This is a genomic window from Amycolatopsis sp. NPDC051716 (genome assembly GCF_040681595.1).
Lineage (GTDB): Bacteria > Actinomycetota > Actinomycetes > Mycobacteriales > Pseudonocardiaceae > Amycolatopsis.
On sequence record NZ_JBFAZA010000006.1, the window covers coordinates 237212 to 260452 of the forward strand.

General features: G+C 71.7%; 25 protein-coding genes. 9 read left to right on the plus strand and 16 right to left on the minus strand.

What is annotated here, in order from left to right:
* Positions 1-19 precede the first annotated feature (19 nt).
* Both AB0M30_RS10635 and AB0M30_RS10640 read left to right on the plus strand, forming a co-directional pair.
* Positions 20-229, plus strand: a complete 210-nt coding sequence (locus tag AB0M30_RS10635) for a hypothetical protein (RefSeq protein WP_364582397.1) — start codon at positions 20-22, stop codon at positions 227-229.
* On the plus strand, positions 226-1356 hold the full coding sequence (locus AB0M30_RS10640; RefSeq protein ID WP_364582400.1) for a hypothetical protein: 1131 nt from the start codon (positions 226-228) through the stop codon (positions 1354-1356). The genes AB0M30_RS10635 and AB0M30_RS10640 overlap by 4 nt, the downstream gene beginning before the upstream one ends.
* Here the strand turns inward: AB0M30_RS10640 and AB0M30_RS10645 are convergent.
* Positions 1334-2224 (minus strand): transketolase, encoded by an 891-nt coding sequence (locus AB0M30_RS10645; protein ID WP_364582403.1) that lies wholly within the window; start codon positions 2222-2224, stop codon positions 1334-1336. The two genes, AB0M30_RS10640 and AB0M30_RS10645, sit on opposite strands and share 23 nt — an antisense overlap.
* Positions 2225-2229: 5 nt before the next feature.
* Positions 2230-2922 carry a thiamine pyrophosphate-dependent enzyme gene (locus tag AB0M30_RS10650; protein WP_364582405.1) on the minus strand — a complete coding sequence of 231 codons (693 nt, stop codon included), beginning with the start codon at positions 2920-2922 and terminating at the stop codon, positions 2230-2232.
* 52 nt (positions 2923-2974) lie between these two features.
* On the opposite strand from AB0M30_RS10650, the gene soxR reads away from it, so the two are divergent.
* Together soxR and AB0M30_RS10660 are read left to right on the plus strand one after the other, a co-directional pair.
* Entirely contained in the window at positions 2975-3436 is a 462-nt protein-coding gene (gene soxR / locus AB0M30_RS10655; RefSeq protein ID WP_103339802.1) for a redox-sensitive transcriptional activator SoxR, read from the plus strand.
* Between the two features lie 34 nt (positions 3437-3470).
* Positions 3471-4004, plus strand: coding sequence for an RNA 2'-phosphotransferase (locus tag AB0M30_RS10660; RefSeq protein WP_364582409.1), 534 nt, complete (start codon positions 3471-3473; stop codon positions 4002-4004).
* Between the two features lie 282 nt (positions 4005-4286).
* On the opposite strand, the gene AB0M30_RS10665 is transcribed toward AB0M30_RS10660, so the two are convergent.
* Complete coding sequence (locus tag AB0M30_RS10665; protein WP_364582412.1) at positions 4287-4880, minus strand: TetR family transcriptional regulator; 594 nt, start codon at positions 4878-4880, stop codon at positions 4287-4289.
* Between the two features lie 206 nt (positions 4881-5086).
* Between AB0M30_RS10665 and AB0M30_RS10670 the strand changes: the two genes are divergently transcribed.
* The gene (locus tag AB0M30_RS10670; protein ID WP_364582415.1) at positions 5087-7273 is read left to right on the plus strand and encodes an MMPL family transporter; all 2187 of its coding nucleotides are present in this window, start codon (positions 5087-5089) and stop codon (positions 7271-7273) included.
* 527 nt (positions 7274-7800) lie between these two features.
* Here the strand turns inward: AB0M30_RS10670 and AB0M30_RS10675 are convergent.
* Positions 7801-8841, minus strand: coding sequence for an epoxide hydrolase (locus AB0M30_RS10675; RefSeq protein ID WP_364582418.1), 1041 nt, complete (start codon positions 8839-8841; stop codon positions 7801-7803).
* A 38-nt stretch (positions 8842-8879) separates the two neighbouring features.
* Here AB0M30_RS10675 and AB0M30_RS10680 point away from each other — a divergent pair, with 38 nt between their 5' ends.
* The gene (locus tag AB0M30_RS10680) at positions 8880-9440 is read left to right on the plus strand and encodes a helix-turn-helix domain-containing protein (RefSeq protein WP_364582421.1); all 561 of its coding nucleotides are present in this window, start codon (positions 8880-8882) and stop codon (positions 9438-9440) included.
* Here AB0M30_RS10680 and AB0M30_RS10685 read toward each other — a convergent pair.
* On the minus strand, positions 9437-9595 hold the full coding sequence (locus tag AB0M30_RS10685; RefSeq protein ID WP_199191405.1) for a hypothetical protein: 159 nt from the start codon (positions 9593-9595) through the stop codon (positions 9437-9439). The genes AB0M30_RS10680 and AB0M30_RS10685 overlap by 4 nt on opposite strands.
* Before the next feature lie 17 nt (positions 9596-9612).
* On the opposite strand from AB0M30_RS10685, the gene AB0M30_RS10690 reads away from it, so the two are divergent.
* Positions 9613-10344 (plus strand): MBL fold metallo-hydrolase, encoded by a 732-nt coding sequence (locus AB0M30_RS10690; protein WP_364582424.1) that lies wholly within the window; start codon positions 9613-9615, stop codon positions 10342-10344.
* Here the strand turns inward: AB0M30_RS10690 and hisB are convergent.
* Genes hisB through hisD form a run of 3 tightly spaced genes read right to left on the minus strand, consistent with a single transcriptional unit; the run spans position 10341 to position 13359 of the window.
* Complete coding sequence (gene hisB / locus AB0M30_RS10695; RefSeq protein WP_364582426.1) at positions 10341-10940, minus strand: imidazoleglycerol-phosphate dehydratase HisB; 600 nt, start codon at positions 10938-10940, stop codon at positions 10341-10343. The two genes, AB0M30_RS10690 and hisB, sit on opposite strands and share 4 nt — an antisense overlap.
* Positions 10937-12037 carry a histidinol-phosphate transaminase gene (locus AB0M30_RS10700; RefSeq protein WP_364582429.1) on the minus strand — a complete coding sequence of 367 codons (1101 nt, stop codon included), beginning with the start codon at positions 12035-12037 and terminating at the stop codon, positions 10937-10939. The genes hisB and AB0M30_RS10700 overlap by 4 nt, the downstream gene beginning before the upstream one ends.
* Complete coding sequence (gene hisD, locus AB0M30_RS10705; protein ID WP_364582432.1) at positions 12034-13359, minus strand: histidinol dehydrogenase; 1326 nt, start codon at positions 13357-13359, stop codon at positions 12034-12036. Before hisD ends, AB0M30_RS10700 begins: the two co-directional genes overlap by 4 nt.
* A 94-nt stretch (positions 13360-13453) precedes the next feature.
* Here hisD and AB0M30_RS10710 point away from each other — a divergent pair, with 94 nt between their 5' ends.
* A complete protein-coding gene (locus tag AB0M30_RS10710; RefSeq protein WP_364582644.1) occupies positions 13454-14248 on the plus strand; it encodes a carbon-nitrogen hydrolase family protein in 795 nt (264 codons plus the stop codon).
* Between the two features lie 11 nt (positions 14249-14259).
* On the opposite strand, the gene AB0M30_RS10715 is transcribed toward AB0M30_RS10710, so the two are convergent.
* From AB0M30_RS10715 to eccB, 3 genes are read right to left on the minus strand one after another with little or no spacing between them, the layout of a single operon-like run.
* Positions 14260-14907, minus strand: coding sequence for a response regulator transcription factor (locus AB0M30_RS10715; RefSeq protein ID WP_364582434.1), 648 nt, complete (start codon positions 14905-14907; stop codon positions 14260-14262).
* The gene (locus AB0M30_RS10720; protein WP_233225884.1) at positions 14904-15599 is read right to left on the minus strand and encodes a response regulator transcription factor; all 696 of its coding nucleotides are present in this window, start codon (positions 15597-15599) and stop codon (positions 14904-14906) included. The genes AB0M30_RS10715 and AB0M30_RS10720 overlap by 4 nt, the downstream gene beginning before the upstream one ends.
* An 11-nt stretch (positions 15600-15610) precedes the next feature.
* On the minus strand, positions 15611-17032 hold the full coding sequence (gene eccB / locus AB0M30_RS10725) for a type VII secretion protein EccB (protein ID WP_364582437.1): 1422 nt from the start codon (positions 17030-17032) through the stop codon (positions 15611-15613).
* A gap of 141 nt (positions 17033-17173) precedes the next feature.
* Between eccB and AB0M30_RS10730 the strand changes: the two genes are divergently transcribed.
* Positions 17174-18220 (plus strand): type VII secretion protein EccE, encoded by a 1047-nt coding sequence (locus AB0M30_RS10730; protein WP_364582440.1) that lies wholly within the window; start codon positions 17174-17176, stop codon positions 18218-18220.
* A 111-nt stretch (positions 18221-18331) separates the two neighbouring features.
* On the opposite strand, the gene AB0M30_RS10735 is transcribed toward AB0M30_RS10730, so the two are convergent.
* The 5 genes from AB0M30_RS10735 to AB0M30_RS10755 form a co-directional block, all read right to left on the minus strand.
* Entirely contained in the window at positions 18332-19600 is a 1269-nt protein-coding gene (locus AB0M30_RS10735) for a glucuronoxylanase (protein WP_364582443.1), read from the minus strand.
* Between the two features lie 121 nt (positions 19601-19721).
* A complete protein-coding gene (gene eccD, locus AB0M30_RS10740) occupies positions 19722-21092 on the minus strand; it encodes a type VII secretion integral membrane protein EccD (RefSeq protein WP_364582446.1) in 1371 nt (456 codons plus the stop codon).
* A complete protein-coding gene (locus tag AB0M30_RS10745) occupies positions 21092-21412 on the minus strand; it encodes a YbaB/EbfC family nucleoid-associated protein (RefSeq protein WP_013224119.1) in 321 nt (106 codons plus the stop codon). The genes eccD and AB0M30_RS10745 overlap by 1 nt, the downstream gene beginning before the upstream one ends.
* Positions 21409-21879, minus strand: coding sequence for a hypothetical protein (locus AB0M30_RS10750; RefSeq protein ID WP_364582449.1), 471 nt, complete (start codon positions 21877-21879; stop codon positions 21409-21411). Before AB0M30_RS10750 ends, AB0M30_RS10745 begins: the two co-directional genes overlap by 4 nt.
* Positions 21879-23240: a WXG100 family type VII secretion target gene (locus tag AB0M30_RS10755; protein ID WP_364582451.1), complete on the minus strand. Its 1362-nt coding sequence runs from the start codon at positions 23238-23240 to the stop codon at positions 21879-21881. Before AB0M30_RS10755 ends, AB0M30_RS10750 begins: the two co-directional genes overlap by 1 nt.
* Position 23241: the final 1 nt, after the last annotated feature.

Genomic DNA, 23241 nt, shown 5'->3' on the forward strand with positions numbered 1-23241 from the left:
GCGGGCGGGGGTGGGAGACGTGCGAGCGCTGCGGCTCATCCGTCGGATCGCGATGTTCACCTCTTATCCGCCCCAGTCGTTGCCCGGCTGGGAAGAAAAGATCAGGCAGAAGAAGGTCAAGTGCCCCCGCCGAGGATGCAAGACGACGCTTGAACTCGTCGACGGCGAACCGTACTGCCCCACCTGCGCGCAGGCCGTCAAGCTCACCGATGGCGGACCTGCCAAGTGACCTCACCGTCGATCGCCGACACGGCGGTTTCCCTCGGCGGGCGGATCGGCCGGTACTTCAGCATCGTCAGCGTGCTGCCGTCGCTGTTCCTGGTTGCGTGGACGACCGCACTGGTGGCGAGCGACTCCTGGCACACCGAGCCCGATCTGCCTCTGATGGTTCACCGTCTGGGCAACTTGAACCTCGTGTCGATCGCCTGGCTTCTGCTGCTCACCACCGTGGCGGCGTTGTTCCTCCATCCGCTGCAGCTGGGCATGACCCGGCTCCTGGAAGGCTACTGGGGTAGTTCGCCGGTGGCGGTCAAGCTGTTGGGCGCGCGGATCGCCCACTACCGACGGCGACGGCAACGCTTGCGCGAACGGGAAGGCGAGCTGACCGATCTCTTCGACCGCCGCATGAAGATTCTGCTGATCCAAAAGTACTTCCGCGATGTACTCGAAAAACGTTCCGATGCCGTCCACCCGGCGAATTTCGACGACGAGCTCGCCGAGAGCAGTGAACGCTGGATGCTCAGGAGCGACCAGGGACACGGACTGGGCGGGCTGAACGCCGCGCTCGACGAGGTCGAGACCGCGAAAAGCCGTTACCCGGAGCCTCCCCGCATGATGCCCACCCGCCTGGGCAATGCGTTGCGTCAAGCCGAGGACTCCATCGGCAAGCAGTACGGGCTGAGCGCGATCCGGACCGCGCCTCTGCTGGCGCTGATCGCGCCGGAGCTGGACCGGAGCTACCTCATCGACAGCCGTCAGCAAATGGACACTTCGATCAGGCTCTGTGTGGTGGCCTTGCTGGCCACCTTGGAGACGGTTGCTTGCCTGTTCACCGACGGCTGGTGGCTGCTGACCTCGCTCGTCCCCTACTGCCTGGCTTACATCGCTTACCGCGCCGCGGTCGCAGCCGCCGACGATTTCATGACCGTCGTTCGCTCGGTTCTGGACCTGAACCGCTTCAAGCTCTACGAAAGCATGCACATCCGCCTTCCGGTGAGCACGGACGACGAGCGCAGGGTCAACGCGAAACTGATGAACCTGCTCCGCGGAAATCCCGAAAACCTCCGCTACAAGCATCCCGCCGCCGGCACCCCCAGCGCCGGCGACACTCCGCCTACTCCCCCAAAAACTCCCTGATCGCCAATCCCAGCGACCCGGCATCCAGCCCATGAGCCAGATCGTGGTCCCCGATCTCCCCGTACGTCCGCACCTCCACATCCCGCCGCACCCCGAGCGCCTTCAACCGGTGCGGCACGTCCGAAAGCGCCTCCGCCACCCACGAAGAAGACGTCCCCGCCAGGTACGGCTCCACCAGCACGACGGAAGCCGAAGACGAAAGCACCGCCGACCGCAAACCGGCCGCGTCGAACGGCCGGATCGTCGAGGCGTACAGCACCGTCACGTCCAGGCCCGCCGTCGCGCGTAGGACGCGGTCCAGGACCGGGCCCACCGCCACCACCACGCCGTCCGCGCCGGCACGCAAGCGGGTGAACCCCACGCCCAGGTGCGGGGAAGCGTTTTCCTGCGCCGAAAGCCGCAGGTACACGCGGCCGTCACCCGGGATGGACTCCAGGAGCAGCCGGCGTGCCTCCTCCGGGTGCCCCGGCACGTGGACCGTCCAGGCCGGCAGGGAATCGATCAGTGCGACGTCGGCCGGGGACTGGTGGGTGCGGCCCGCCGTCGACATGTCGTACGACGCGCCCCACGACACCAGGACGCCGCCCACCTCCTGGTGCGAGAAGTCCAGCTTGATCTGCTCGAAAGCGCGCTCCACCAGGAACGACGGGAACGTGTGCACGATCGGCCGCAGGCCCGCGAGCGCCAGCCCGGCGCCCGTGCTGACCAGCAGCTGCTCGCGGATCCCGACGTTGATCACCCGGTCCGGGTGCCGCCGCGCGACGCCTGCGAGCTGCGCGGCCGAGATGTCGGCCAGCACGACCGCGACGTCCGGGTCGGCGTCGATGATCCGTTCGGTGGTGGCGAGGAAGGTTTCCCGCATCGGCATCGGGTTCAGCCCTTCGGTTCGACGACGGCGACCACGGCCAGCGGCCGGCCGGGGTGGGTGGTGGTGAAGGCCTCGTACAGCGCGTCGTGGTCGCGGCCGGACACCGTGCGCGTCTCCCAGCCTTCGACGGCGAAGCGGCGGGCGATGCCACCCGGCCAGCCGCGCGTCGACGACCGGTTGTCGATCACCACCGTGGTCAGGTTTTCGAGGCGGTCCCGCGCCGCGACGACGATCGCCTCGTGGTTCGAGCCCTCGTCCAGCTCGGCGTCGCCGACGAGCGTCACGACCTTCGCGCTCGTCAGGCCGCGGGCGCGCAGGCCCAGCGCGGTGCCGAACGCGATCGGCAGGCCGTGGCCGAGGGAGCCGCTGGAGATTTCGACGCCGGGGATGCGGCGCCGGTCGGGGTGGTAGCCGAGCCGCGACGCCGGGCCGGACCACGTCGGCAGCTCGGCCTCGGCGATGAAGCCTTTCGCGGTGAGCACGGCGTAGTACGCCATCGGCCCGTGCCCCTTGGACAACAGGAACCGGTCGCGGCCGGGCTCGCGGAAGTTCTCGGGCGTGACGTCGAGCACGCGGTCGTAGAGCACCCACAGCACGTCCAAAGTGGACTCCGCGGCGGCGCTGTGCTTTTCGTCGCCGGTCATCAGCGATATCAGCCGGGGCAGGTGGGCGTAGCCCGGCGCGGTCACAGTGGTCATGACCCGACGATGCAACCTCGACTAAACTCGAAGTCAAGGATAGCCTGAGCTGGTGACCAGGCTCGCTGAACATCTCAGCATCGGACAAGTGGCGGAACGCAGCGGGGTTCCGCACACGGCACTGCGGTTCTACGAGGAGAAGGGGCTGATCAGTTCGGAGCGGTCGGCGGGCAACCAGCGCCGGTACCCGCGTTCGGTGCTGCGCCGGATCGCGTTCATCCGCGCCGCGCAACGGGTCGGGCTCTCGCTCGAGGACATCAGCTCGGCGCTGGCCACGCTGCCGGCGGAGCACGCCCCGACGAAGGCGGACTGGGGCCGCCTGTCCCGCGACTGGCAGCACGAGCTCGACGCGCGCATCGACGCCCTGCAGCGGCTTCGCGACCGGCTCACCGGCTGCGTCGGCTGCGGCTGCCTTTCCCTGCGAAGCTGCGCGTTGTACAACAACGACGACGAGCTGGCCCGCTTCGGGCCGGGCGCGAGCAAGCTGCGTCCCGCGGTCGAGGGCGGCATCTAAACCGCTTGCGCCCGGGGAGCATGCTGGGAAGGCAATGAACGAAAGAGAACTGATCCGCATCTCGAAGCGGCTGTCGCGGCACCTCCGCCACGACCCCGCCACCCTCGGCCTCACGCTCACCCCCGGCGGCTGGGTCCCCGTCGACGCGCTCGTGCGCGCCCTCGCGATCACCCGCGCGGAGCTCGACGAAGTGGTCGAGAAGAACAACAAGCGCCGCTTCGCCTTCGACGAAACCGGAACGCGCATCCGCGCGAGCCAGGGCCACAGCGTCACGGTCGATCTGGGCCTCCCGGACGCCACCCCGCCGGACGTGCTCTACCACGGCACGGTGGCGAAGTACCTCGACGCGATCTTCCGCGAAGGCCTGCGCCCGATGAACCGCCACGCGGTCCACCTCTCGGCCACGGTGGAAACGGCCGCAATCGTCGGCGCCCGCCGCGGCAAGCCGGCGATCCTCCGGGTCGACGCCGCCGCGCTGGCCGCGGAAGGTCACGCGTTCCAGGTGAGCGCGAACGGAGTCTGGCTGACCCCCTCGGTCCCCCCGCACCACCTCGCCCGCCTCACCTGAGCCGTGTCGTCCCGCCAATCACGCGTGTCGCCCCTCCAATCACGCGTGTCGACCGCCCAATCACGCGAGATGCCCCGCTGATCACGCGAGTTCCGCCGCCGTTCACACGATCCGACCCTCCAGGTACGCGAACCGACCGTCCAAGTACGCGAACTCGCGTGATTGCCGGGTCGACGCACGTGATTCAAGGGTCGACTCGCGTGACTGCCGGGTCGACACACGTGATTCAAGGGTCGACTCGCGTGATTGGAGGGTCGACTCGCGTACCGGGAGGGTCGGGCGTTAGAGCGCGGGGACTGGGGTGGTGGCTCGACGGCGGGGACGGCCGAGGAGGCGGCGGCCCACGTCGAGCAACTCCACGCGCAGCTCTTCGCCGCCGAGGGCGGCCAGGTCCGGGGAGCCGCCCGCCATGGCGATGCCCGTCAACGTCACCAGGGCGTTGACGCGGGCCGTCGTGTCCGGGTCGGGGCCCGAGAGGATGTCCAGCAACGCCTGGCCGAAGCCCTCCATGCCGCCGTGGGCCGACTTCTCGATCGCGCGGGCGATGCCCGGGTCGCTCGAAAACAGCGCCACCAGCGCGCGGTGGCGGATCACCAGGTCGACGAACCCCTCCAGCAGCAGGTCCACCTGCGCGCCCCGGCGCTTCTGCGCTGCGGCCCGGCGGACCAGCTCGTCCAGGTCGCGGACGCCCGGCTCGGCGACCGCCTCGGTGATCTCCGCCTTCGTCTTGAAGTGGTAGTACACAGCCGCCTTGGTGATGCCCAGCGCGTCGGCGATCATCTGCAGCGACGTGCCCTCGACCCCGTGTTCGGTGAACAGGCGCAGCGCGGTCTGCAGCAGTCGGGTCCGGGTGTCCTCGGCCGGGCCGGCGGTCATTCTTCCTCCTCAGCAGCCGTCGGAGCCTACGTCACGCCCTGTCGATCGGCAAACCGACTTACTAGCCGAACGGCTAGGGATAAACCTTGCTGTTCGGCAAGTCACATCCTTGCCGATCGGCTTGGACCTTCCCTTGCCGATCGGCTAGCTTGGGAAAGGACCTGATGGAGTGAACCAAGCCCGTTCGGGCGAAACGGAGCTGACTCGTGGCGACCTTCCTGTACCGGCTCGGCCGGTTTTCCTTCCGGCGCAGAGCGCTGGTCGCGGCCGTCTGGGCGGCGGTCCTGGTGGCATTGGGCCTGGGCGCGCTGACGCTGTCGGGTCAGCTGTCGAACTCGGTGACGATCCCCGGCACCGAGTCGCAGCGGGCGATCGACCAGCTCACCGAGAAGTTTCCGCAGGCCAACGCCGGTGGCGCCACCGCCCGCGTCGTCATCGAGGCCCCGGCCGGGACCACGGTGACCGACGCGAAGGGCAAGGCCGCCGTCGAAGCCCTGGTCGGGCAGCTGAAGACGGCGCCGAAGGTCGCCGCCGTGGTCGACCCGTTCCAGGTGCAGTCGATCTCACCCGATCAGCGCGTCGCGCTCGCTCAGGTCAGTTACGGAGCGAAGGCGTACGAGCTGACCGACGAGGACCGTCAGGCGCTCCTGGACACCGCGAACGCCGGACGCGCCGCCGGGTTCACCGTCGAGTTCGGCGGTGACGCCGTGCAGGGCGTGCCCGCGACCGGGGCCACCGAAGGCCTGGGCGTCGCGGTCGCCGCCGTCGTGCTGGTCATCACGTTCGGCTCGCTGCTCGCGGCCGGGATCCCGCTGCTCACCGCGCTGATCGGCGTCGGCACCGGCATGGCGGGCATCTTCCTCGCCTCCGGCTTCCTCGAGCTGAACTCGAACACCCCGGTCCTGGCGCTGATGATCGGCCTGGCCGTCGGCATCGACTACGCGCTGTTCATCGTCTCGCGCTACCGCCACGAACTGGGCATCGGCCGCGACCCCGAAGAAGCCGCCGGACGCGCCGCCGGCACCGCCGGGTCCGCCGTCGTGTTCGCCGGGCTCACCGTCATCATCGCGCTGGCCGGGCTCACCGTGATCGGCATCCCGTTCCTCGGCCAGATGGGCGTCGCCGCGGCCGTCACCGTCGCGGTCGCCGTGCTCATCGCCCTGACGCTGCTGCCCGCGATCCTCGGCTTCTCCGGAGCCCGGGTCGCCGGTAGCCGCATCCGGCTGCGCCGCAAGCCGGTCGAAACGACGCACGGCGAACGCTGGGCGCGGTTCGTCGGCCGCCACCGGATCCCGGTGCTGCTGGTCGCGCTGGCCGGGATGGCCGTCGTCGCACTGCCCGCGCTGAGCATGCAGCTCGGCCTGCCCAACGACAGCACGGCCGCGCCGGAGTCGACGCAGCACAAGGCGTACGAGATCGCGAGCCGCAGCTTCGGCCCCGGCTCGAACGGGCCACTGCTGGTCGTCGTCGACGTCTCTTCGAGCACGAACCGCCAGGCCGCCCTCGGCCGGGCCGCGGCCGACATCCAGAAGCTGCCGGACGTCGCCGCCGTCACGCCGCCGCGGGTCAACCAGACGGGTGACACCGCGCTGCTCACGGTGATCCCGAAGAGCGGACCGAGCAGCTCGCAGACCGAAGACCTGGTGGCCGCGATCCGCACCGAATCCGGCGCGCTGGAGACCGGGACGGGCGCGAAGCTGTCCGTCACCGGCCAGACCGCGGCGAACATCGACGTCTCCGAGAAGCTGTCGGACGCGATGCTGCCCTACCTGGCGCTGATCGTCGGGCTGGCGTTCGTGCTGCTGATGCTGGTGTTCCGCTCGGTGGTGGTGCCGCTGAAGGCGACGATCGGCTTCCTCGGCTCGGTCGCGGCGACGTTCGGCGCGGTGGTCGCGGTGTTCCAGTGGGGCTGGCTCACGGACCTGCTCGGCGTCGCCTCGACCGGCCCGATCATGAGCATGCTGCCGATCCTGCTCATCGGTGTCCTTTTCGGACTCGCGATGGACTACCAGGTGTTCCTGGTGACGCGGATGCGCGAGGAGCACGTCCACGGCGCGCAGCCGCAAGAAGCGATGGTCACCGGCTTCCGGCACGGCGCGCGCGTGGTGGTCGCGGCGGCCCTGATCATGATCAGCGTGTTCGCCGGGTTCGTGCTCGCCGAGTCGTCGCTGATCCAATCGATCGGCTTCGCCCTGGCGTTCGGCGTGCTGGTGGACGCGTTCGTGGTCCGCATGACGCTGGTGCCGGCGGTGATGTCGCTGCTCGGCCGCGGCGCGTGGTGGCTGCCGAAGTGGCTGGACCGGATCCTGCCGGACGTCGACGTCGAGGGCGAGAAGCTCACCAAGCACCTCGACGAGCCGGAGGAGCGGGAACTGGTCGGCGCGAGCCGCTGAGCTTGGTTGTCCACAACTCCGCGGGGTTGTGGACAACCAGGCTTCGGCCAGGGGGTTTGTCGGGCCCCACCGGTAGACTGGACTTGGGACGCCCCCCGGAGGGTGGGGGCATGCTTAGCCGCCCAGCTTGATCGCCCGGCGCAGGTCGTCGGCATACGCCTCCGGCTGTTCCCAAGCCGCGAAGTGGCCCCCGGCACGCCCGCCGCGCGGACTACCTCTTCACCGGCAACGAGAACCAACACCGTCTCCACGGCCTGCTCGACACCTGCCCCGGCACGAGATTCCCACCCACATCACCAGCGGCAACGGAGACAGCCGCAGCGAACGCTGCATCGTCCAGCTCGCACCCCCGAGCCCCGCACCGGACCTCCCACCACGCCCCCTCGCAACCTCGCCACCAGCACCCACCGCCAAGCCGGACACACCAACATCGCCCAAGCCCTCCGCCCCGGCGCCCGCAACCCTGCTCGGAAGCCCTTCCCATGCGGCCCAAAGACTTTGCCGGAACCTGCCGGGATGGGGCATGCTTAGCCGCCCAGCTTGATCGCCCGGCGCAGGTCGTCGGCATACGCCTCCGGCTGTTCCCAAGCCGCGAAGTGGCCCCCCGCAACATGCTCCACGTACTCACGGACGTTCAAGAACACCTCGGCGTAGCTCCGCGGCTCCGGTTTGCTGTCCCGCGGGAACACCGAAAGCACGGTCGGCGTCTCGACCCGGGCGGGCAGCGCCGCCGGTTCGGTGTACGTGGCGAACGACGTGCCGATCGTGCCGCTGACCCAGTAAGCCGTGACCCAGGTGAGCAGCTCGTCCACCGTGAACGCCCCCTCGTCGGACCACGACTCGAGCTTCTCGACGATCCACGCCGCGAGGCCGGCGGGTGAGTCGCCGAGGGCGACGGACAGGGTGTTCGGCCGCGTCGACTGCTCGGCGATGTAGCCGCCCTCGGCCCGGAACCACTGACCCGCCCGGGCTAGGTAGGCCGCCGCGTCGGGTGCAAGCTCTGCCGGATCCACTGTGAGGGCGCGCTGGGGCGCGACGTTCGTCAGGTGCAGGGCGGCCACCCGGTCCGGGTGCTCGCCCGCGAGGATCTCCGCCACGGTGCCGCCCACATCGCCGCCGGACAGCGTGTACCTCGGGTAACCGAGCTCGGCGAGGGCGGCCGCGATGATCCCGGCCATCCGCCCGGCCGACATCCCGGGCGTGGTGAGCGGCGCCGCGAAGGGGAAGCCCGGCAGCGCGGGCACCACCACGTGCGCGTCCGCGAGCAGCGGCAGGAGGCGCTCGAACCGCAGCACCGAGTCCGGCCAGCCGTGCAGCAGCACGACGACCGGCGCGCCCGGGTCCGCGGACCGCTGGTGGACGACCCGCAGCTCAGCACCGCCCGCTCGCACCGTCACCCAAGGCAGGTCGCCGATGCGGCGCTCGTGCACTGCCCAGTCGTACCCGTTCGCCCAGCGGTCGAGGAGCGCGTCGAGGCGGGTGCCGCCGATGCCGCGCGTGCGGTCCTCACTCCACGGGGTCGTGACCCGCCGGGTCCGCCGGAGCCGGTCGAGCATCTCGTCGTCCATGTGTATCAGCGTACACATCGATGTGTATGCTCGTACACATGAGTTCTCGCGACGCGGCCGCCACCCGGCAGCGGATCCTGGAGCACGCTCGACGCCACTTCGCCCGGCACAGCTACACAGCCGTCACGGTCAAAGGCGTGGCCGACGCCGCCGGCGTGTCACCCAACCTCATCACACGCTACTTCGGCGGCAAGGACGGTCTTTTCCTGGCCGCGACGCGCGTGGAGATCGCCGTCGCGGACTCCTTCGACGGCGACCGGTCCACGCTGGGCGCCCGGCTCGCGGCGAACATCGTCCGACGCTGGTTCGGCGCCCCCGGAGAAGATCCGCTGCTGGTGCTGCACCGCGCGTCCGGCGAACGCCCGGAGGCGGCGGAGGCGCTGGCCGCGTTCCTCGACACGAACTCGCTGGAGCCGCTGCACCGCTACCTGCGCGACAGCGGCCTCGCCGACGCGGACGCCCGCAGCCGGGCCGCCGCGATCGACGCGTTCGTGCTCGGCGTCTCGACGCGCCGCCGGGTCCTGCGGTCCGAGCTGGGCGAGCCCGCCGAACTCGAGGCCTGGCTGGGTGCCACCATCCAGCGGCTGGCCGACGGCTAGCTCGAGAACCAGAAGATCGCGCCGCCGATGGCGAGCAGCGCCGCGACGCCCAGCACCACGGCCATGAACTTCGCCGTCTTCCACGTCGAATAGACGCCGCCCACCAGGAAACCGCCCAGGGCGAGCAGAAGGACGCCGACGACTCCGCTGTTCATGTCGGTTAGGGTGCCACATGTCCTTGGAGTTGATCGTGCTGGGCAGCGCGACCCCGTACCCCCGCCCCGGCGAGCCGTGCTCGGGGTACCTCGTCCGCGGGAACGACGCGACCGTCTGGCTGGACGCCGGCCCCGGCACCCTCGCCGCGCTGCAGGACCACACCGCGCTCACCGACGTCGACGCCATCTGGATCTCGCACCTGCACGCCGACCACGTCGCCGACCTGCTGCCGGCGGTGTACGCGCTGCTGTTCGCCGATCTCCGGCCCGCGAAGCCGCTGCCGCTCTACGGGCCGCCCGGGATCCGCGAACGGCTCGGCCACTTCCTCAGCAACACCGGCCCGGCGCCGATCGAACAGGCCTTTCACGTGCACGAACTGCACAACGGCCACTTCGCCGAAGTGCACGGCCTGACCCTGGCCACGACCGCGGTCGAACACGGCTTCCCCGCCTTCGGCGTCCGCGTCACCGACGGCGACCGCGTGCTCGCCTACTCCGGCGACACCGGCCCGTGCGCCGCCCTCACCGAACTGGCCAACGGCGCCGACCTCTTCCTCTGTGAGGCCGACGGTCCGGACCCGTCCCCGGTGCACCTCACGCCCGAGGACGCGGCCCGCGCCGCGCACGGGGCCGGGCGGCTCCTGCTGACCCACCTCGGCCCGTTCCTGACGCCGGAGCAGGCCACCGAGCGCGCCGCGACCGTCCACAAGGGAAGCATCGAGGTCGCGGCGGCCGGCGTCCGGTACTAGAGCACGCCCTTCGTCGAGGGGATGCCGCCCGCGCGCGGGTCCGGCTCGGTCGCCGCGCGCAACGCCCTCGCCACCGCCTTGTACTCCGCCTCCGCGATGTGGTGCGGGTCGCGGCCGTGGATCACCCGCACGTGCAACGCGATCTGGGCGTGGAACGCCAGCGAGTCGAACACGTGCCGGGTCAGCACGAACGGGTAGTTGCCGCCGATGGTGAACGTGGTGAACTGCTCCGGCTCGCCCACGTGCACGCAGTACGGCCGGCCCGAGACGTCGACCGCCGCGTGGGCGAGAGCTTCGTCCATCGGGATCCACGCGTCGCCGAAGCGGCGGATGCCGCTCTTGTCGCCTAGGGCCTGGCGGATCGCCTGGCCCAGCACGATCGCCGTGTCCTCCACCGTGTGGTGGGCGTCGATGTGGATGTCGCCGGTGGCTTCGACCTTCAGGTCCAGCGAGCCGTGGACGCCGAACGCCGTCAGCATGTGGTCGTAGAACGGGACGCCGGTCGAGATGTCGACTTCGCCCGTTCCGTCGAGGTCCAGCTGGACGAAGATCGAGGACTCCTTGGTGGTCCGTTCGACCTTGCCGATGCGGGTCATCGCGAGACTTCCTTACTCGCCTCGAGGAAGGCGTCGTTCTCTTCCGGGGTGCCGATGCTCACGCGCAAGTGACCGGGGATGCCCGGGTCGCGGATCAGCACCCCCCGATCCAAATAGGACTGCCAAGCCGCCGCAGGCGAAGCGAACCGTCCGAACAGGACGAAGTTCGAGTCGCTCGGCACCGGGTCGTAACCCAGGCCCGCCAGCGCTTCCACGACGCGGTCGCGTTCCGCGGCCAGCTTGTGCACGCTGTCCAAAGTGGCGTCCGCGTGCCGCAGCGCCGCCCGCGCCGCCGCCTGCGTCAGCCGGGACAGGTGGTACGGCAGGCGCACCAGCTGCAGCGCGTCGACGACCGCCGGGGCGGCCGCCAGGTAGCCGAGCCGCCCGCCCGCGAAGGCGAACGCCTTGCTCATCGTGCGCGACACGATCAGCCGCGACGGGTAGTCCGCCAGCAGCTCGACCGCGCTCGGCTGCGACGAGAACTCCGCGTACGCCTCGTCGACGACGACGATCCCGGTCGCCGCGTCGAGCAAAGACCGCAGCTCGGCCAGCGGGATCGAGCCGCCCGTCGGGTTGTTCGGGCTGGTGACGAACACGACGTCCGGACGACGTTCCGCGATGACCGCGGCCGCCGCGGCGGTGTCGAGGCTGAAGTCGGCGCGGCGTGACGCCGGCAGCCACTCGGTGCGGGTGCCCGAGGCGATGATCGGGTGCATCGAGTACGACGGCTCGAAGCCGAGCGCGCTGCGGCCGGGACCGCCGAACGCCTGCAGGATCTGCTGCAGCACCTCGTTGGACCCGTTGGCCGCCCAGACGTTCGCCTCCGACAGCACCACCCGCGTCGACACGCTCAGGTAGTCGGCCAGGTCATGGCGCAGCGCCAAGGCGTCGCGGTCCGGGTAGCGGTGCAGCTCGGCAGCCTCGAGACGGACCGCCTCGGCCACGTCGGCGACCAGCTCGGGCGGCGGCGGGTACGGGTTCTCGTTCGTGTTGAGCCGGATCGGGACGTCCAGCTGCGGTGCGCCGTAGGGCGACTTGCCGCGCAGGTCGTCCCGCAGCGGCAGCTGGTCCAGGGTGACCTCTTCGCCGATCGTCATCGGACCGAACCTCCGAAGCGCGCGGTGACGGCCTCGCCGTGCGCGGGCAGGTCCTCGGCGTCGGCCAGCGCGACGACGCGGCCGGCGACCGCGCGCAGCGCGTCCTCGGTGTAGTCCACGACGTGGATGCCCTTGAGGAAGCTCTGCACGGACAGGCCCGAGGAGTGGCGGGCGAACCCGCCGGTGGGCAGGACGTGGTTGGACCCGGCGCAGTAGTCGCCGAGCGACACCGGGGCGTACGCGCCGACGAAGATCGCGCCGGCGTTGCGGACCCGGGCGGCGACCGCGCGCGCGTCCGCCGTCTGGATCTCCAGGTGCTCGGCGGCGTAGGCGTCGACGACGCGCAGCCCGTCGTCCACTGTGGACACCAGGATGATGCCGGACTGCTTGCCCGACAGCGCTTCGGCGACCCGCGAACTGTGCTTCGTCGCGGCGACGCGGTTCACCAGTTCCTCGTCGACGGCGTCGGCCAGCTCGGCCGACGTCGTCACCAGGACGCTCGCGGCGAGGGGGTCGTGCTCGGCCTGGCTGATCAGGTCGGCGGCGACGTGCACCGGGTCGGCCGTCTCGTCGGCGAGGATGGCGATCTCGGTGGGCCCGGCCTCGGCGTCGATGCCGATCAGGCCGCGCAGGAGCCGCTTGGCCGCGGTGAGGTAGATGTTCCCCGGCCCGGTGACGATGTCGACCGGGGCGAGCTCGGCGCCGTCGGTGTCCGTGCCGCCGTACGCCAGCAGCGCGACGGCCTGCGCGCCGCCCGCCGCCCAGACCTCGTCGACGCCGAGCAGCTCGGCCGCGGCGAGGATGGTCGGGTGCGGCAGGCCGTCGAACGCGGCCTGCGGGGGCGAGCAGACGACCAGGGAGCCGACGCCGGCGATCTGCGCCGGGACGACGTTCATCACCACCGTCGAGGGGTACACGGCCAGCCCGCCCGGCGCGTACAGCCCGACCCGCTCGACCGGCACCCACTTCTCGGTGACCGTGCCGCCCTCGACGACGGCGGTCGTGACGTCGGTGCGGCGCTGCTCGGCGTGCACCTTCCGGGCGCGGGTGATCGACTCCTCGAGCGCGGCGCGCACGGCCGGGTCCAGCTCGGCCAGCGCCTTCGTCAACCGCTCACGCGGCACCCGTACGGACGCGGGCCGCACCTTGTCGAACTTTTCGGTGTACTCGAGGACGGCTTCGACACCGCGGTCGCGGACCGCCTCGACCACCGGGCGCACGTGATGCAGCGCCGCGTCCACGTCGTATTCGGCGCGGGGGAGCGTGGCGCGCAGTTCGGCGGCGGTCGGGACCTGCCCTCGCAGGTCGGTGCGGTTCAACATGACCACCAGGGTACGAGGTCACGCCGAACGGGTTTTCGGCGATACTCCCTGGTGCGGCGGAATGACGGCCGATCCCAGCATGCAGGAGGCAGCGGTGGCGCGAATCGCGTTGTGCCAGGTCAACTCGGGTGACGATCCGGAGGCGAACCTGAAACTCGTTCGCTCCCGCGTGGAGGCCGCGGTGGCGGACGGCGCGCGGATCGTCGTGTTCCCCGAAGCGACCATGGCGCGGTTCGGCCGGCCGCTCGAGCCGGTCGCGGAGGCCCTCGACGGCCCATGGGCGTCGGCCGTGGCCGCGGTGGCCGCCGAGCACGACGTGGTGATCGTGGCCGGCATGTTCACGCCGGCGGACGACGGCCGGGTCCGCAACACGCTCCTGATCACCGGCGCCGGGCACCACCGCGGCTACGACAAGATCCACCTCTACGACGCGTTCGGCTTCGCCGAGTCGGACACGGTGGCGCCCGGTTCCACGGCGACCACGTTCGAGCTCGACGGCGTCGTCTACGGCGTCGCGACCTGCTACGACGTGCGGTTCCCGGAGCTGTTCCGCGCCCTGGCCGACGACGGCGCCGACGTCGTGCTGCTGCCGACGTCGTGGGGCGCGGGCGAGGGCAAGCGCGAGCAGTGGGAGGTCCTGGTGCGCGCGCGGGCGCTGGACTCGGGCTGCTGGGTGCTGGGCTGCGGCCAGGCCGACCCCGCGGCGACGGACGTCACGGTCAACCCGAAGGCGCCGACGGGAATCGGGTACTCGCTGGTCGCGGACGGCTTCGGCCGGGTGCTCGCCCAGGCCGGGGCGGCGCCGGAGACGCTGCTGGTGGACGTGGACCCGGCGGTGCCGGCCAAGGCCCGCGCGGCGACGGGAGCCCTGGCCAACCGCCGCCTCTAGCGGGGCCGGGGTCAGCGGAGCAGGCCTTCGCGGATGGCGACGCGGACGAAGCCCGCGCGTCGCCGTTCGCCGGTCTTGTCGCGGATGCGGTCCAGGTACGACCGCACCGTGCGGACGCTGATGTTGAGGATCTCGGCCACGTCGACGTCCCGCTCCCCCGCCGCCACCAGGCGGAGGACCTGCTTTTCCCGCTCCGACAGCACGATCTTCGGGCCCGCGTGCCGCTCTTCGCTGTCCTGGATGATCATCCCGGCCAGCGTCGGCGACACGTACGCGTTGTCGTCGGCGATCGTGCGGATCGCGCGCAGGAGCTCGTCGCCGTCGACGTCCTTGGACAGGAAGCCCTTCGCGCCCGCCTGCATCGCGCCCAGCACCTCCGGCTGCTCCGCGTGCGCGGACACCACCAGCACCTTGTGCCCCATCTGCCCGACCTCCAGGACCGCGGCCGCGTCCTGGACGCCCCGCAGCTTGAGGTCGAGGACGACGACGCTGCCCGCCGCCTGGTCCTGGACCGCGAACCGGGCCACCGAGTCCGCCACCGCGCCGAGCTCGATGTCCGGCGCCTCGGTGAGCACGCGGGTCAGCGCGTACCGGTAGAGCGGGTGGTCCTCGATCACGCCCACGGAAATCCGCCGGGAAGACGGCGCCGGCCCGCTCATTTGCGGCCGCCGCGCCGGGGGTTCGCGTCGCCGATCAGGCCGCGCCGGATGGCCTCCTTGACCAGGCCCGGCCGCCGCCGTTCGCCCGTCTTGTCGCGGATGCGGTCGAGGTAGCCGCGGACCGTCCGGACGCCGATGCCGAGGATCAGCGCGATGTCGACGTCCCGCTCCCCCGCCGCGACCAGCCGCAGCACCTGCTCCTCGCGCGGCGACAGCTCGGCTTCGGCCGACACGGCGGGCCGGTCGGCGTTGTCCTTCATGATCATCCCGGCGACCACCGCCGAGACGTACGCGCCGCCGTCGGCGACCGTCTTGATCGCGATCAGCAGCTCGTCCGCGTCGACGTCCTTCGACAGGAACCCGCGCGCCCCCGCCGCGATGGCGCCGAGCACGACCTCCGGTTCCGCCTGCGCGGAGACCACGAGCACGTGGTGCCCGAGCTCGCAGACCTCCAGCACGGCCGCCGCGCCCGCGACGCCCGGCAGGCCCAGGTCGAGCAGCACCACGCTGCCCGGCGGCTGCCGGTGCACGTGGAACCGGGCGACCGAATCGACGACCGCGCCGAGCTCGACGAAGTCGGCCTCGGCCAGCACACGTTCCACGGAGACGCGGTAGAGCGGGTGGTCTTCGATGACCGCGACCCGGACCCGCCCCTGGTCCAGTTCACCCTCGGTCGAACGCTCTTCTGTCATGTGCACGACTTTCACCCCGTTCCACCCGACGGAGCCGGCCGTCCGGCCGTGGCCGGGTCCAGCGCGGGGCCCGTCGGCACCAATGCCAGCAAACTACCTGTGACCGGCGGCTTGGCGACGCCTCCGTAGCCGAGCGAGGCCAAAGCCTGCGCGGTCACCACCGGGTACTTCCGGCCCGTGTCGGTCACCAGGTACGCGGTGGCCGAACCGGCTTCGACGACGACGGCTCCCCCCGAGGGAGGCACGAACACCTCGTCCGCCACCCTTGCTTCGGTCCGGGTGGCGACCTGGATGGCTTTGGCGCCGGCGGGAAGCGGGAATTCGGCCGAAACGAGCAACCGGCTGCCCTGAACGCACAGCGCCACGGCGTTGCCGGTGATCGGCGCCTTGCCGGGGATGCGGTCGGGGTAGGCGGCCGGGTCGGCACCGCCGGCGCGCGGCGCGGCGGCCTTCGCGACCGCGGCGACGTCGGCCGCGCGGACCTCCACCGGCGCGGGCGGCCCGGGGTAGGCGGCGGCGTTGGCCTCCGTCGTCACCAGCAGGCTCGCCTCGGTCTGCCCGACCGGCTCGAGGCCCTCGCGGCGGACCAGGTAGTACGACGTGGCGATGCCGGGCGCGGCCATCGCGTCGACGACGGCGAGAACTTCGCCGACCCGGGTGCCGCGGCCACCCACCGCCGGTCCGGGGTCACCGGCGCCGGCGACCGGCAGCGCGGTCAGGTCGCGGCCGGCCGGGACGGTGTCGAGCCACCGCGAGGCCACCGCGATCGTCGGGTAGCTGTCGAACTGCAGCGCCGTCGCGGCCTCGTCGCTCAGCCGGTAGCGCCGTCCCCCGGCCAGCAGGAAGCGCTCCCCCGCCGGCAGCCGCACGATCACGCCCTGGTCCCGCGGCAGCTCGACGCCGGAGGCGGGCGCGGCCAGCAGGACGGCGGTGCGCGGCTCGGCCGACGCGGGCGCGTCCTGGGTGGTCCGGCTGCAGCTCGTCCAGGGTGTGGTCACGAGCGCGCTCGACGCCGGCACCGAATCGGGCGCGCCGGGGATGCCGATCTGGGCGCCGCGGCCCGCCTTGCCGAGGTTCTCCGGCGACACGGACACGGTCGCGTCGCCGGTGCCGCCGGCCAGCAGCCGCGCGGAGGCGTAGTTGAGCGCCGGGTGCAGGACGCCGTCGGCGCCGAGCACGAACCGCGCGCCGGTGCCCTCCTCGACGATCACCTTGCCGCCGGCCAGCCAGTCCTTGCCGCCGGCGGGGTTCAGCAGGCCGATGATGCCGAAGACGGCGGTGACCAGGAGGGCGGCCACGACGCCCAGCACCGTGCCGAGCACGAGCCGGCGGCTGGGCGAGACGGGGTGGTTGGCGTCGGCGGCGACGAGCGCGGAGACGAGCCTTCGGCGGAGGAACTGGTACGCCTGGATCTGGTCCCGCTGCGTCCACACGCTGCTGTGCCCCCGGCTGTGTCCGTCGACCCTCCGAGTGCTCGATGCTAGGCACCGCACCAGCGGGCGGCGAGGGTAATTTTTACGCCCACGCCGTATCTGGGGAGGCAGTAGCGTCGAGGACCGGGGAAAGGGGAGCCCGTGTCCGTCGATACCGCTGTCCGCCGCCCGGCACCGTCCCGGCCCGCGGCCACGCCGCTGCCGTGGCTGCTGCCGATCCGGCCGCTGCAGGCGGCGCTGTGGGAGCTCGCCGCGATCGCCGTGCTGCTCGCCTGGCTCGTCGACGGCGTCACGCAGCCGGTGCGGGTCGCGGCCGACGTGGTGGCCGGGTTGCTCGTGCTGCTGACGTCGGTGCGGTTCGCGGGCCGGCACCCGGCGGGCTGGGCGCTGACCTGGACGGCGTTCCGGTTGCGCCGCCACGACACCCGCCGCGACAGCCCGGACCCGCTGCTGCGCGTGGCGGGGCCGGTGAAGGTCCGCCAGCACGTCGACCGCGCGGGCAACCGCTTCGGCGTCGCGGAGGTCGACGGCGGGTGGAGCGCGCTGATCCGCTTGACGCCGGACCCGGGCGCGCCGGGCCCCCTGGTCGAGGCCCTGCGCTCGGCGTACCGGCGGGCGGACATCCCACTGGCCTCGGCCCAGCTGCTGACCTGGGCGATCCCGCACGGCGACCAGGTGCTGCGGGTGCGCTGGCTGGCGGTGCGCTACCGGCCCGACCTGGCCCCGATCGCGGCGCTCGCCCGCGGCGGCGGTGACCTCGGGGCGCTGCGGAGCACGGCGTCGGCGGCGTTGAGCTTGATGGGCGCGCTGGCCGAGGCCGGGTACCAGAGCACGGTGCTGGAGGCCGGGGAGCTGGCGAAGGAGCTGCGGGTGGCCCTGGGGGTCCAGGGCCCGGCGTCCGGGCCGCCCGAGCGGTGGAAGTCGTGGGTGTGGGGCGATTCCACGCAGGTGTGCTTCACCCCGCGATCGCCGCGCCTGGTCGACTTTTCGGTGCCGGGCGCGGCTTTCACGGCGACGTCGTACACCTTGACCCGGACACCGGGCGGCAAGGAGAAGGCGGAAGTGACGATCCGCGTCGGCCCCCGGGCCGGCGGTTCGGCGCCGGTCCCGGGGCTTCCGGCCGTTCCGCTGCACGGACGGCACGGCGCCGGGGTGCGGAAAACCCTTCCCCTCGCGCTGGACGGCTAACAGCGACAACGGCTGACAGCGACAAAGGGTCGCCCTCCGGCCACACCCCCTGCCGACCCGATACGCAGCCGCTGAACAATCCGGCGTTCGGGTCGACAGGGAAGAGCCGGCTCAGTTCACCACGAACGTCCTGATACTGCGGGCCGGCAGCTGAGCGTTGAACGCCCCGTTCGAGATGGTGACGTCCGTGGAGCGCGCGAGGTTCGCGCTCGCGTTCGTCAGCCAGGTCTGGGCGGTCGCCGAACCGGTGTCCCGGAGGGTGAACGCGAGGTCGGCCGCCGAGGTGTTCTTGTTGATGGCCACGACGACGATCCTGGCTCCGCTCTTGAACGCCGAGATGTAGACGTTCGCCTGCGGGTTCGCGGTCGCGGTGATCCGCGAGTAGCCGGGGCGGACCCACTTCGCGAAGTGCGCCATGCAGGCGCCGCGCTTGCTGATCTGGCCGTCCTCGCGCATCGGGCCGTACGAGCGGCGGATGTACCACCACACGTAGGTCTGGAACCGGCCGTCCACCAGCGCGCGGTGGACGTGCTCGCCGACGTCGAGCGCCTGCGGCCACAGGTCGGCCGAGTCGGTGCTGTTGGGGTAGTAGACCTCGGTCATCCACAGCTCCTTGCCGCCGCCCTTCTGCTGGAAGAGCGGGTAGGGCAGGTTCGCGAACGAGGTGCCGTAGAGGTGCGTGCCGATGATGTCCACGTTCGCCAGGGCGGTGGCGTCGTTGAGGATGGGATCGGACATCGTCTTGCGGTACTGGAACGACTCGGGCGCGATCACCTTGGTGGTGATCGTGCCGGCGTTCTCGCGCAGGAACCGGACGATCTCGCTCGCGGTCCACGCCGTCCACTGCTGCGCGTAGTCCGGCTCGTTCTGGACCGAGATCCCGTACAGGGGCACTCCGTTGTTCGCCATGAACGCGGTGAAGTCGTTCAGGTGCTGCGCATAGGCGCCGTAGGCGTTGTACCGCAGCCGCTTGCCGCCGGAGAAACTTTCCGTCATCGACGCCGGCGGGTTCCACGGCGAGGCGATGACCTTGGCCCCGAGCTCACTCGCCCGCCGGGCCGTGGCGACCTCGCGGCTCCAGTTGTTGCGGTCCTCGTGGACGGGGATGCGCAGCACGGTGAAGCCCAGCTGACCCGTGCCGTTGCCGAACGCCGTCTCGCGCTGGGCGGCGGTGAGGTCGCTGATCCAGACGGTGTGGTTCATCCCGCCGAAGCCCAGGATCGTCTGCTGCACGTTCGACGGCTCGACGACCACGGCGGTGGCCGCCTCGGCCGGTGTCGCGGCCGCCAGCACCGGCAGGGCGGCGCCCGCCGCCAGCACGGTCCGCCGGCGCAGGAGCGGCGAATCCGCGATCTCGGAACGGTCTTGGCGTGGTGACATGGCATCTCCCTGGAGTCGACTGGCGAACAGCCTGGGAGCGCTCCCGAATCAGGTTTAACAGTGGCCGCGCCGCACCGTCAATGAAACGTTCAGTCGAATACATCGACGGCCGCCGGGCCGCTCAGCCGCGGACGGCTTCGTACACCCCCGCGATCATCGCCACCACCGGCACCAGCGACAGCAGCACCAGGAACTCCGTCACGTCCAAAAGCCGTGACCAGTACGGCGAACGCAGCCCGCGCGCCACCCGCGTCGCGTACACCAGGCAGACCACCGCCGCCAGCACCACCGCGCAGCCGGCCGCGAACACCGCCGTGCGGTGGCCCGAAGCCACCAGCCACACCCCCGCGGACACCAGCGTCGGGACGCCGAACCCGATCAGCACCAACCGCTGCGCGCGCCCGGCGTACGACCGCGACCGCAGGATCCAGGCCAGGCCCAGCAAACCGGCCAGCCCCGCTTCCCACGGCCCTCCCGACGCAAGCACCACCGAGCCGGCCAGCACCACCAGCCCGAGCGCCACCAGCAACCCCGTCAGCACCGCCTGCGCGTGGGACGTCCGGCCGATCATCTCGGTGCCCAGCGACGGCTGTTCGTCCGCGCGGAACGCGGCCATGTCGTCCGGCACGCGCGGCAGCGGCAGCCGCGCCAGGCGCAACGCCAGCATCGGCGCCACCGCCGCCAGGGCCGTGCCCAGCACCGCGGCCACCGCCGCCGCCGACAGCGGGGAAACGCCCGCCAGGAGCACGATCCCGGACGTGATCGCGCCGAAGCCCGCCGCGCCGGTGATCGCCACGAACCACGGCAGGCGGTCGGCCACCGAGACCGCCGCCAGCACGCCGTACACCGTCACCGCCGCGAAACCCGCGGCGAGCGGGCCTGCCGACAGCGAGAACAGCGGATGCGGTGGCAGCACGGACATCCCCGCGAGCAGCGCCACACCGACACCGGCCAGCGACCCGGCCGCGCCCGCCTCGGCATCGCCGTACGCGCGGCTCAACGCGCCACCGCCGAGCAGCAAAACCAGGGCCAGCAACCCCGTCCCGATCGGCGCCAGGACGCTGCCGGACGCCGCCGCCTGCACCAGCAGGCCGCCCGCCAGCAGCAGGACCACCGCGGCCACCAAGCCGGACCGCCGAGCGACCGACGGGCCCCAGCCGCCGTCGGCGTCGGCCACACTCGCGATCGAGTCGACGACGTCGTCGAACAGCAGCGGACCCCGCGGGCGCTCCCGCGGGGTCAGGTGCAGCACTTCGCCGTCCCGGATCTGCGCGGCGGCGACGCTCAGGCCCAATGCCAAGGGTGCGCCGCCGAGGCGGGAGAGCACCCAGCCCGGATGCTCGGCCGACGCCTGCCCGGACGCCCCCGCCAGCCGGACCAGCTGCGGGACCAGCTCGGCGAACGTCGACTGCTGCGGCAGCGCGACGTCGACACGGGCCCGCGGCGTGACCACCGTGACCCGCCGGGTCGTCCCCGTCAGAGACGCCGTCATCACACGTCTTTCGCGGCCGCGATCACCGGCGCGAACTTCGCGGAACTGGCTTCGGCGAGCTTCTGCAACCCGGCGTTCACCGCCTCCAGGACGATCTCCGAGAGGTTGCGGGCGTCGTACTCGCGGATCGCGCGGGGGTCGATGTCGATCGAGGTGAAGCGGCCGTCGCCGCGGAGGGTGACGGTGACCTCGTTCTGCCGCGAGTGCGCCTTGATCTCCATCGCCTCGACCGTGCGCTGGATCCGCTGGACCTCTTCGGTCTGCTTGCGCACCTGCGCCAGCAGCTCGTCCATGTCCGGCACCGCGTACGGATCGGTCACTGTTGCTTCCCTTCGTGCTGGCGGACGTGGACGCTGGCCACGAACCGCTGGAAACCGGGTGAGAGCGCCCGGGCGGTCGCGGGCGCGGCCGTGCAGGCGAGCTCGAGCACCACGCGGTCTTCCGGGGTGGCCCCGGGGACCGTCAGGTGCACCTGGGTCTGGATCAGCTCGGTGCCTTCGCCGGTGCGCAGGCGCAGCAGCTGCATGACGGCGGGCGCGGCCGGGTCGCCGACGTCGCGGCGGCTCAGCACCTCGAGCCCGGCCAGCGTGCGTGAAAGCCGTTCGACGGCCTCGGCGGCGATGGCGTCGATCGACGCGTCGTCCGGCCGCTGCTGCACGCTGACCGTGATGTTCGGCGTGAACTCCTCGCCCGGCACCGGGTGCACGGCGACGAACACCGCGCCGGAGTCGCCGGGGTCGACGGCGGTCCAGCCGTCCGGGATGACGAAGTCGAGGGGAAGGGTCATCACAGCCCCACGTAGGAAACGGCGTCGTCCCAAGCGGAGCCGACGGCGTCGGCGGCGTCACGGGCTGTGTGGCTGACGGCGTCGACGGCCGCGCCGCCGTACTCGCCGATCGTGTGGCCGAGCTTCGGCAGGTCGATGTCGATTTTCGCGCCGACGCCCAGGCCGAGGCCCAGCGCCGCGCCCGCCTTGAAGTTGACCTTGAGGTGCCCGGCGTCGTAGACGGCCTGGGCGTCCAGCTGCGCGCCGAGGCCGTACTGCAGCGTGCCGTTCGCGCCGACGCCGATCCCCGCGACGTCCGCGGCGACCTCGCCCTCGACCTTGCCGCCGACGAAGACGTTGGCGTGCGCGCCGACGCCGTGTGCGCCGATCGTGCCGGAGCCGCTCACCTCGCCGCCGGCGAACACCGTGCCCTTGGCGTGGGCTTCGGCGACGCCCCACTCCTTCTTGAGCTCGGCTTCGCCGTGCAGCGCCGCGAGTTCCGCGTGCCCGGACGCGCCGGCGTCCCAGCCCTTCGACGTGATCTTCCCGTCGTATTCCGGGGAAAATCCGTCCTGTTCGTGCTGGAACTTGTAGTAGGTGATCTCGGTGTTGCGGCCGATCTTGTTCTTCAGCCCCTCGGCTTCGGGCTGCCCGAACGGCGTGTCCGCCTTCTTCGGCGCCCGGGTGCCTTCGAGGCCGTCCCAGGTGAGCTTCTTCCAGCCGGAGTTCCCGAACCACGACGGCACGGTCCGCGGCCGCTTCCGGCCGTCGAGGGGCTCGCCGTTGAGCCAGTGCAGCGGCCCGCGGGCCCACTTGCCGAGCTCGTGCTCGAGCCGGCCGACGCCTTCGGGCGGGAACAGCTCGGCGAGCGCGTCGGAGAACTCGTCGACCACCTGGCGGGCCGCGGCGACGCTCTGTTCGCCGAGCTGCCGGGCGGCCTGGATGAACGCACCGACCGAAGCGGAGTTCACCGCCCGGGCCTGCGCGGTCAGCTGGGCCGCGTACTGGTCGAACTGCGCGAGCACCGAATCGACGGCGGCTTCCGCGGACTGCACGAGCCGGGCCGCGGTCCCGAGCCGCTTCGCCTGGTCGCCGAGCTTCGTGGCCGCCTCGGTGAGCTCTTCGCCGAGTTTCCCGGCGGCCGTCGCGAACGCCGTGTAGGCGTCGCCGTCCCAGTCCGCGTGCAGCTTCTTGGCGGACTCGTCGATCTCCCGCGCCTGGCCCGAAACCGCCGAGGCCCGGGCCGCGACCCGCTGGGAAGCGGCGCTCAGCGCACCGGGATCCCCGGTGACGCGCCGGCGGCACTCGACGAGCACGCGCCGGTACCCCGACAGCACCGAGCTGACCACCCCGGACGCATCGACCACCCCCGAGCCCGCCACC

Bases quoted from the DNA above. Each gene is read 5' to 3' on its own strand.
- hisB (WP_364582426.1), bottom strand. From the start codon at position 10,940: ATGACCCGCATCGGCAAGGTCGAACGGACCACCAAGGAGTCCTCGATC.
- AB0M30_RS10720 (WP_233225884.1), bottom strand. From the start codon at position 15,599: ATGACAGAAGAGCGTTCGACCGAGGGTGAACTGGACCAGGGGCGGGTC.
- AB0M30_RS10735 (WP_364582443.1), bottom strand. From the start codon at position 19,600: ATGTCACCACGCCAAGACCGTTCCGAGATCGCGGATTCGCCGCTCCTG.
- AB0M30_RS10685 (WP_199191405.1), bottom strand. From the start codon at position 9,595: ATGAACAGCGGAGTCGTCGGCGTCCTTCTGCTCGCCCTGGGCGGTTTC.
- AB0M30_RS10650 (WP_364582405.1), bottom strand. From the start codon at position 2,922: ATGACCACTGTGACCGCGCCGGGCTACGCCCACCTGCCCCGGCTGATA.
- AB0M30_RS10645 (WP_364582403.1), bottom strand. From the start codon at position 2,224: ATGCCGATGCGGGAAACCTTCCTCGCCACCACCGAACGGATCATCGAC.
- AB0M30_RS10700 (WP_364582429.1), bottom strand. From the start codon at position 12,037: ATGACGATCGGCGAAGAGGTCACCCTGGACCAGCTGCCGCTGCGGGAC.
- AB0M30_RS10660 (WP_364582409.1), top strand. From the start codon at position 3,471: ATGAACGAAAGAGAACTGATCCGCATCTCGAAGCGGCTGTCGCGGCAC.
- AB0M30_RS10665 (WP_364582412.1), bottom strand. From the start codon at position 4,880: ATGACCGCCGGCCCGGCCGAGGACACCCGGACCCGACTGCTGCAGACC.
- eccD (WP_364582446.1), bottom strand. From the start codon at position 21,092: ATGACGGCGTCTCTGACGGGGACGACCCGGCGGGTCACGGTGGTCACG.
- AB0M30_RS10750 (WP_364582449.1), bottom strand. From the start codon at position 21,879: ATGACCCTTCCCCTCGACTTCGTCATCCCGGACGGCTGGACCGCCGTC.
- AB0M30_RS10675 (WP_364582418.1), bottom strand. From the start codon at position 8,841: ATGGACGACGAGATGCTCGACCGGCTCCGGCGGACCCGGCGGGTCACG.
- AB0M30_RS10680 (WP_364582421.1), top strand. From the start codon at position 8,880: ATGAGTTCTCGCGACGCGGCCGCCACCCGGCAGCGGATCCTGGAGCAC.
- hisD (WP_364582432.1), bottom strand. From the start codon at position 13,359: ATGTTGAACCGCACCGACCTGCGAGGGCAGGTCCCGACCGCCGCCGAA.
- AB0M30_RS10715 (WP_364582434.1), bottom strand. From the start codon at position 14,907: ATGAGCGGGCCGGCGCCGTCTTCCCGGCGGATTTCCGTGGGCGTGATC.
- AB0M30_RS10690 (WP_364582424.1), top strand. From the start codon at position 9,613: ATGTCCTTGGAGTTGATCGTGCTGGGCAGCGCGACCCCGTACCCCCGC.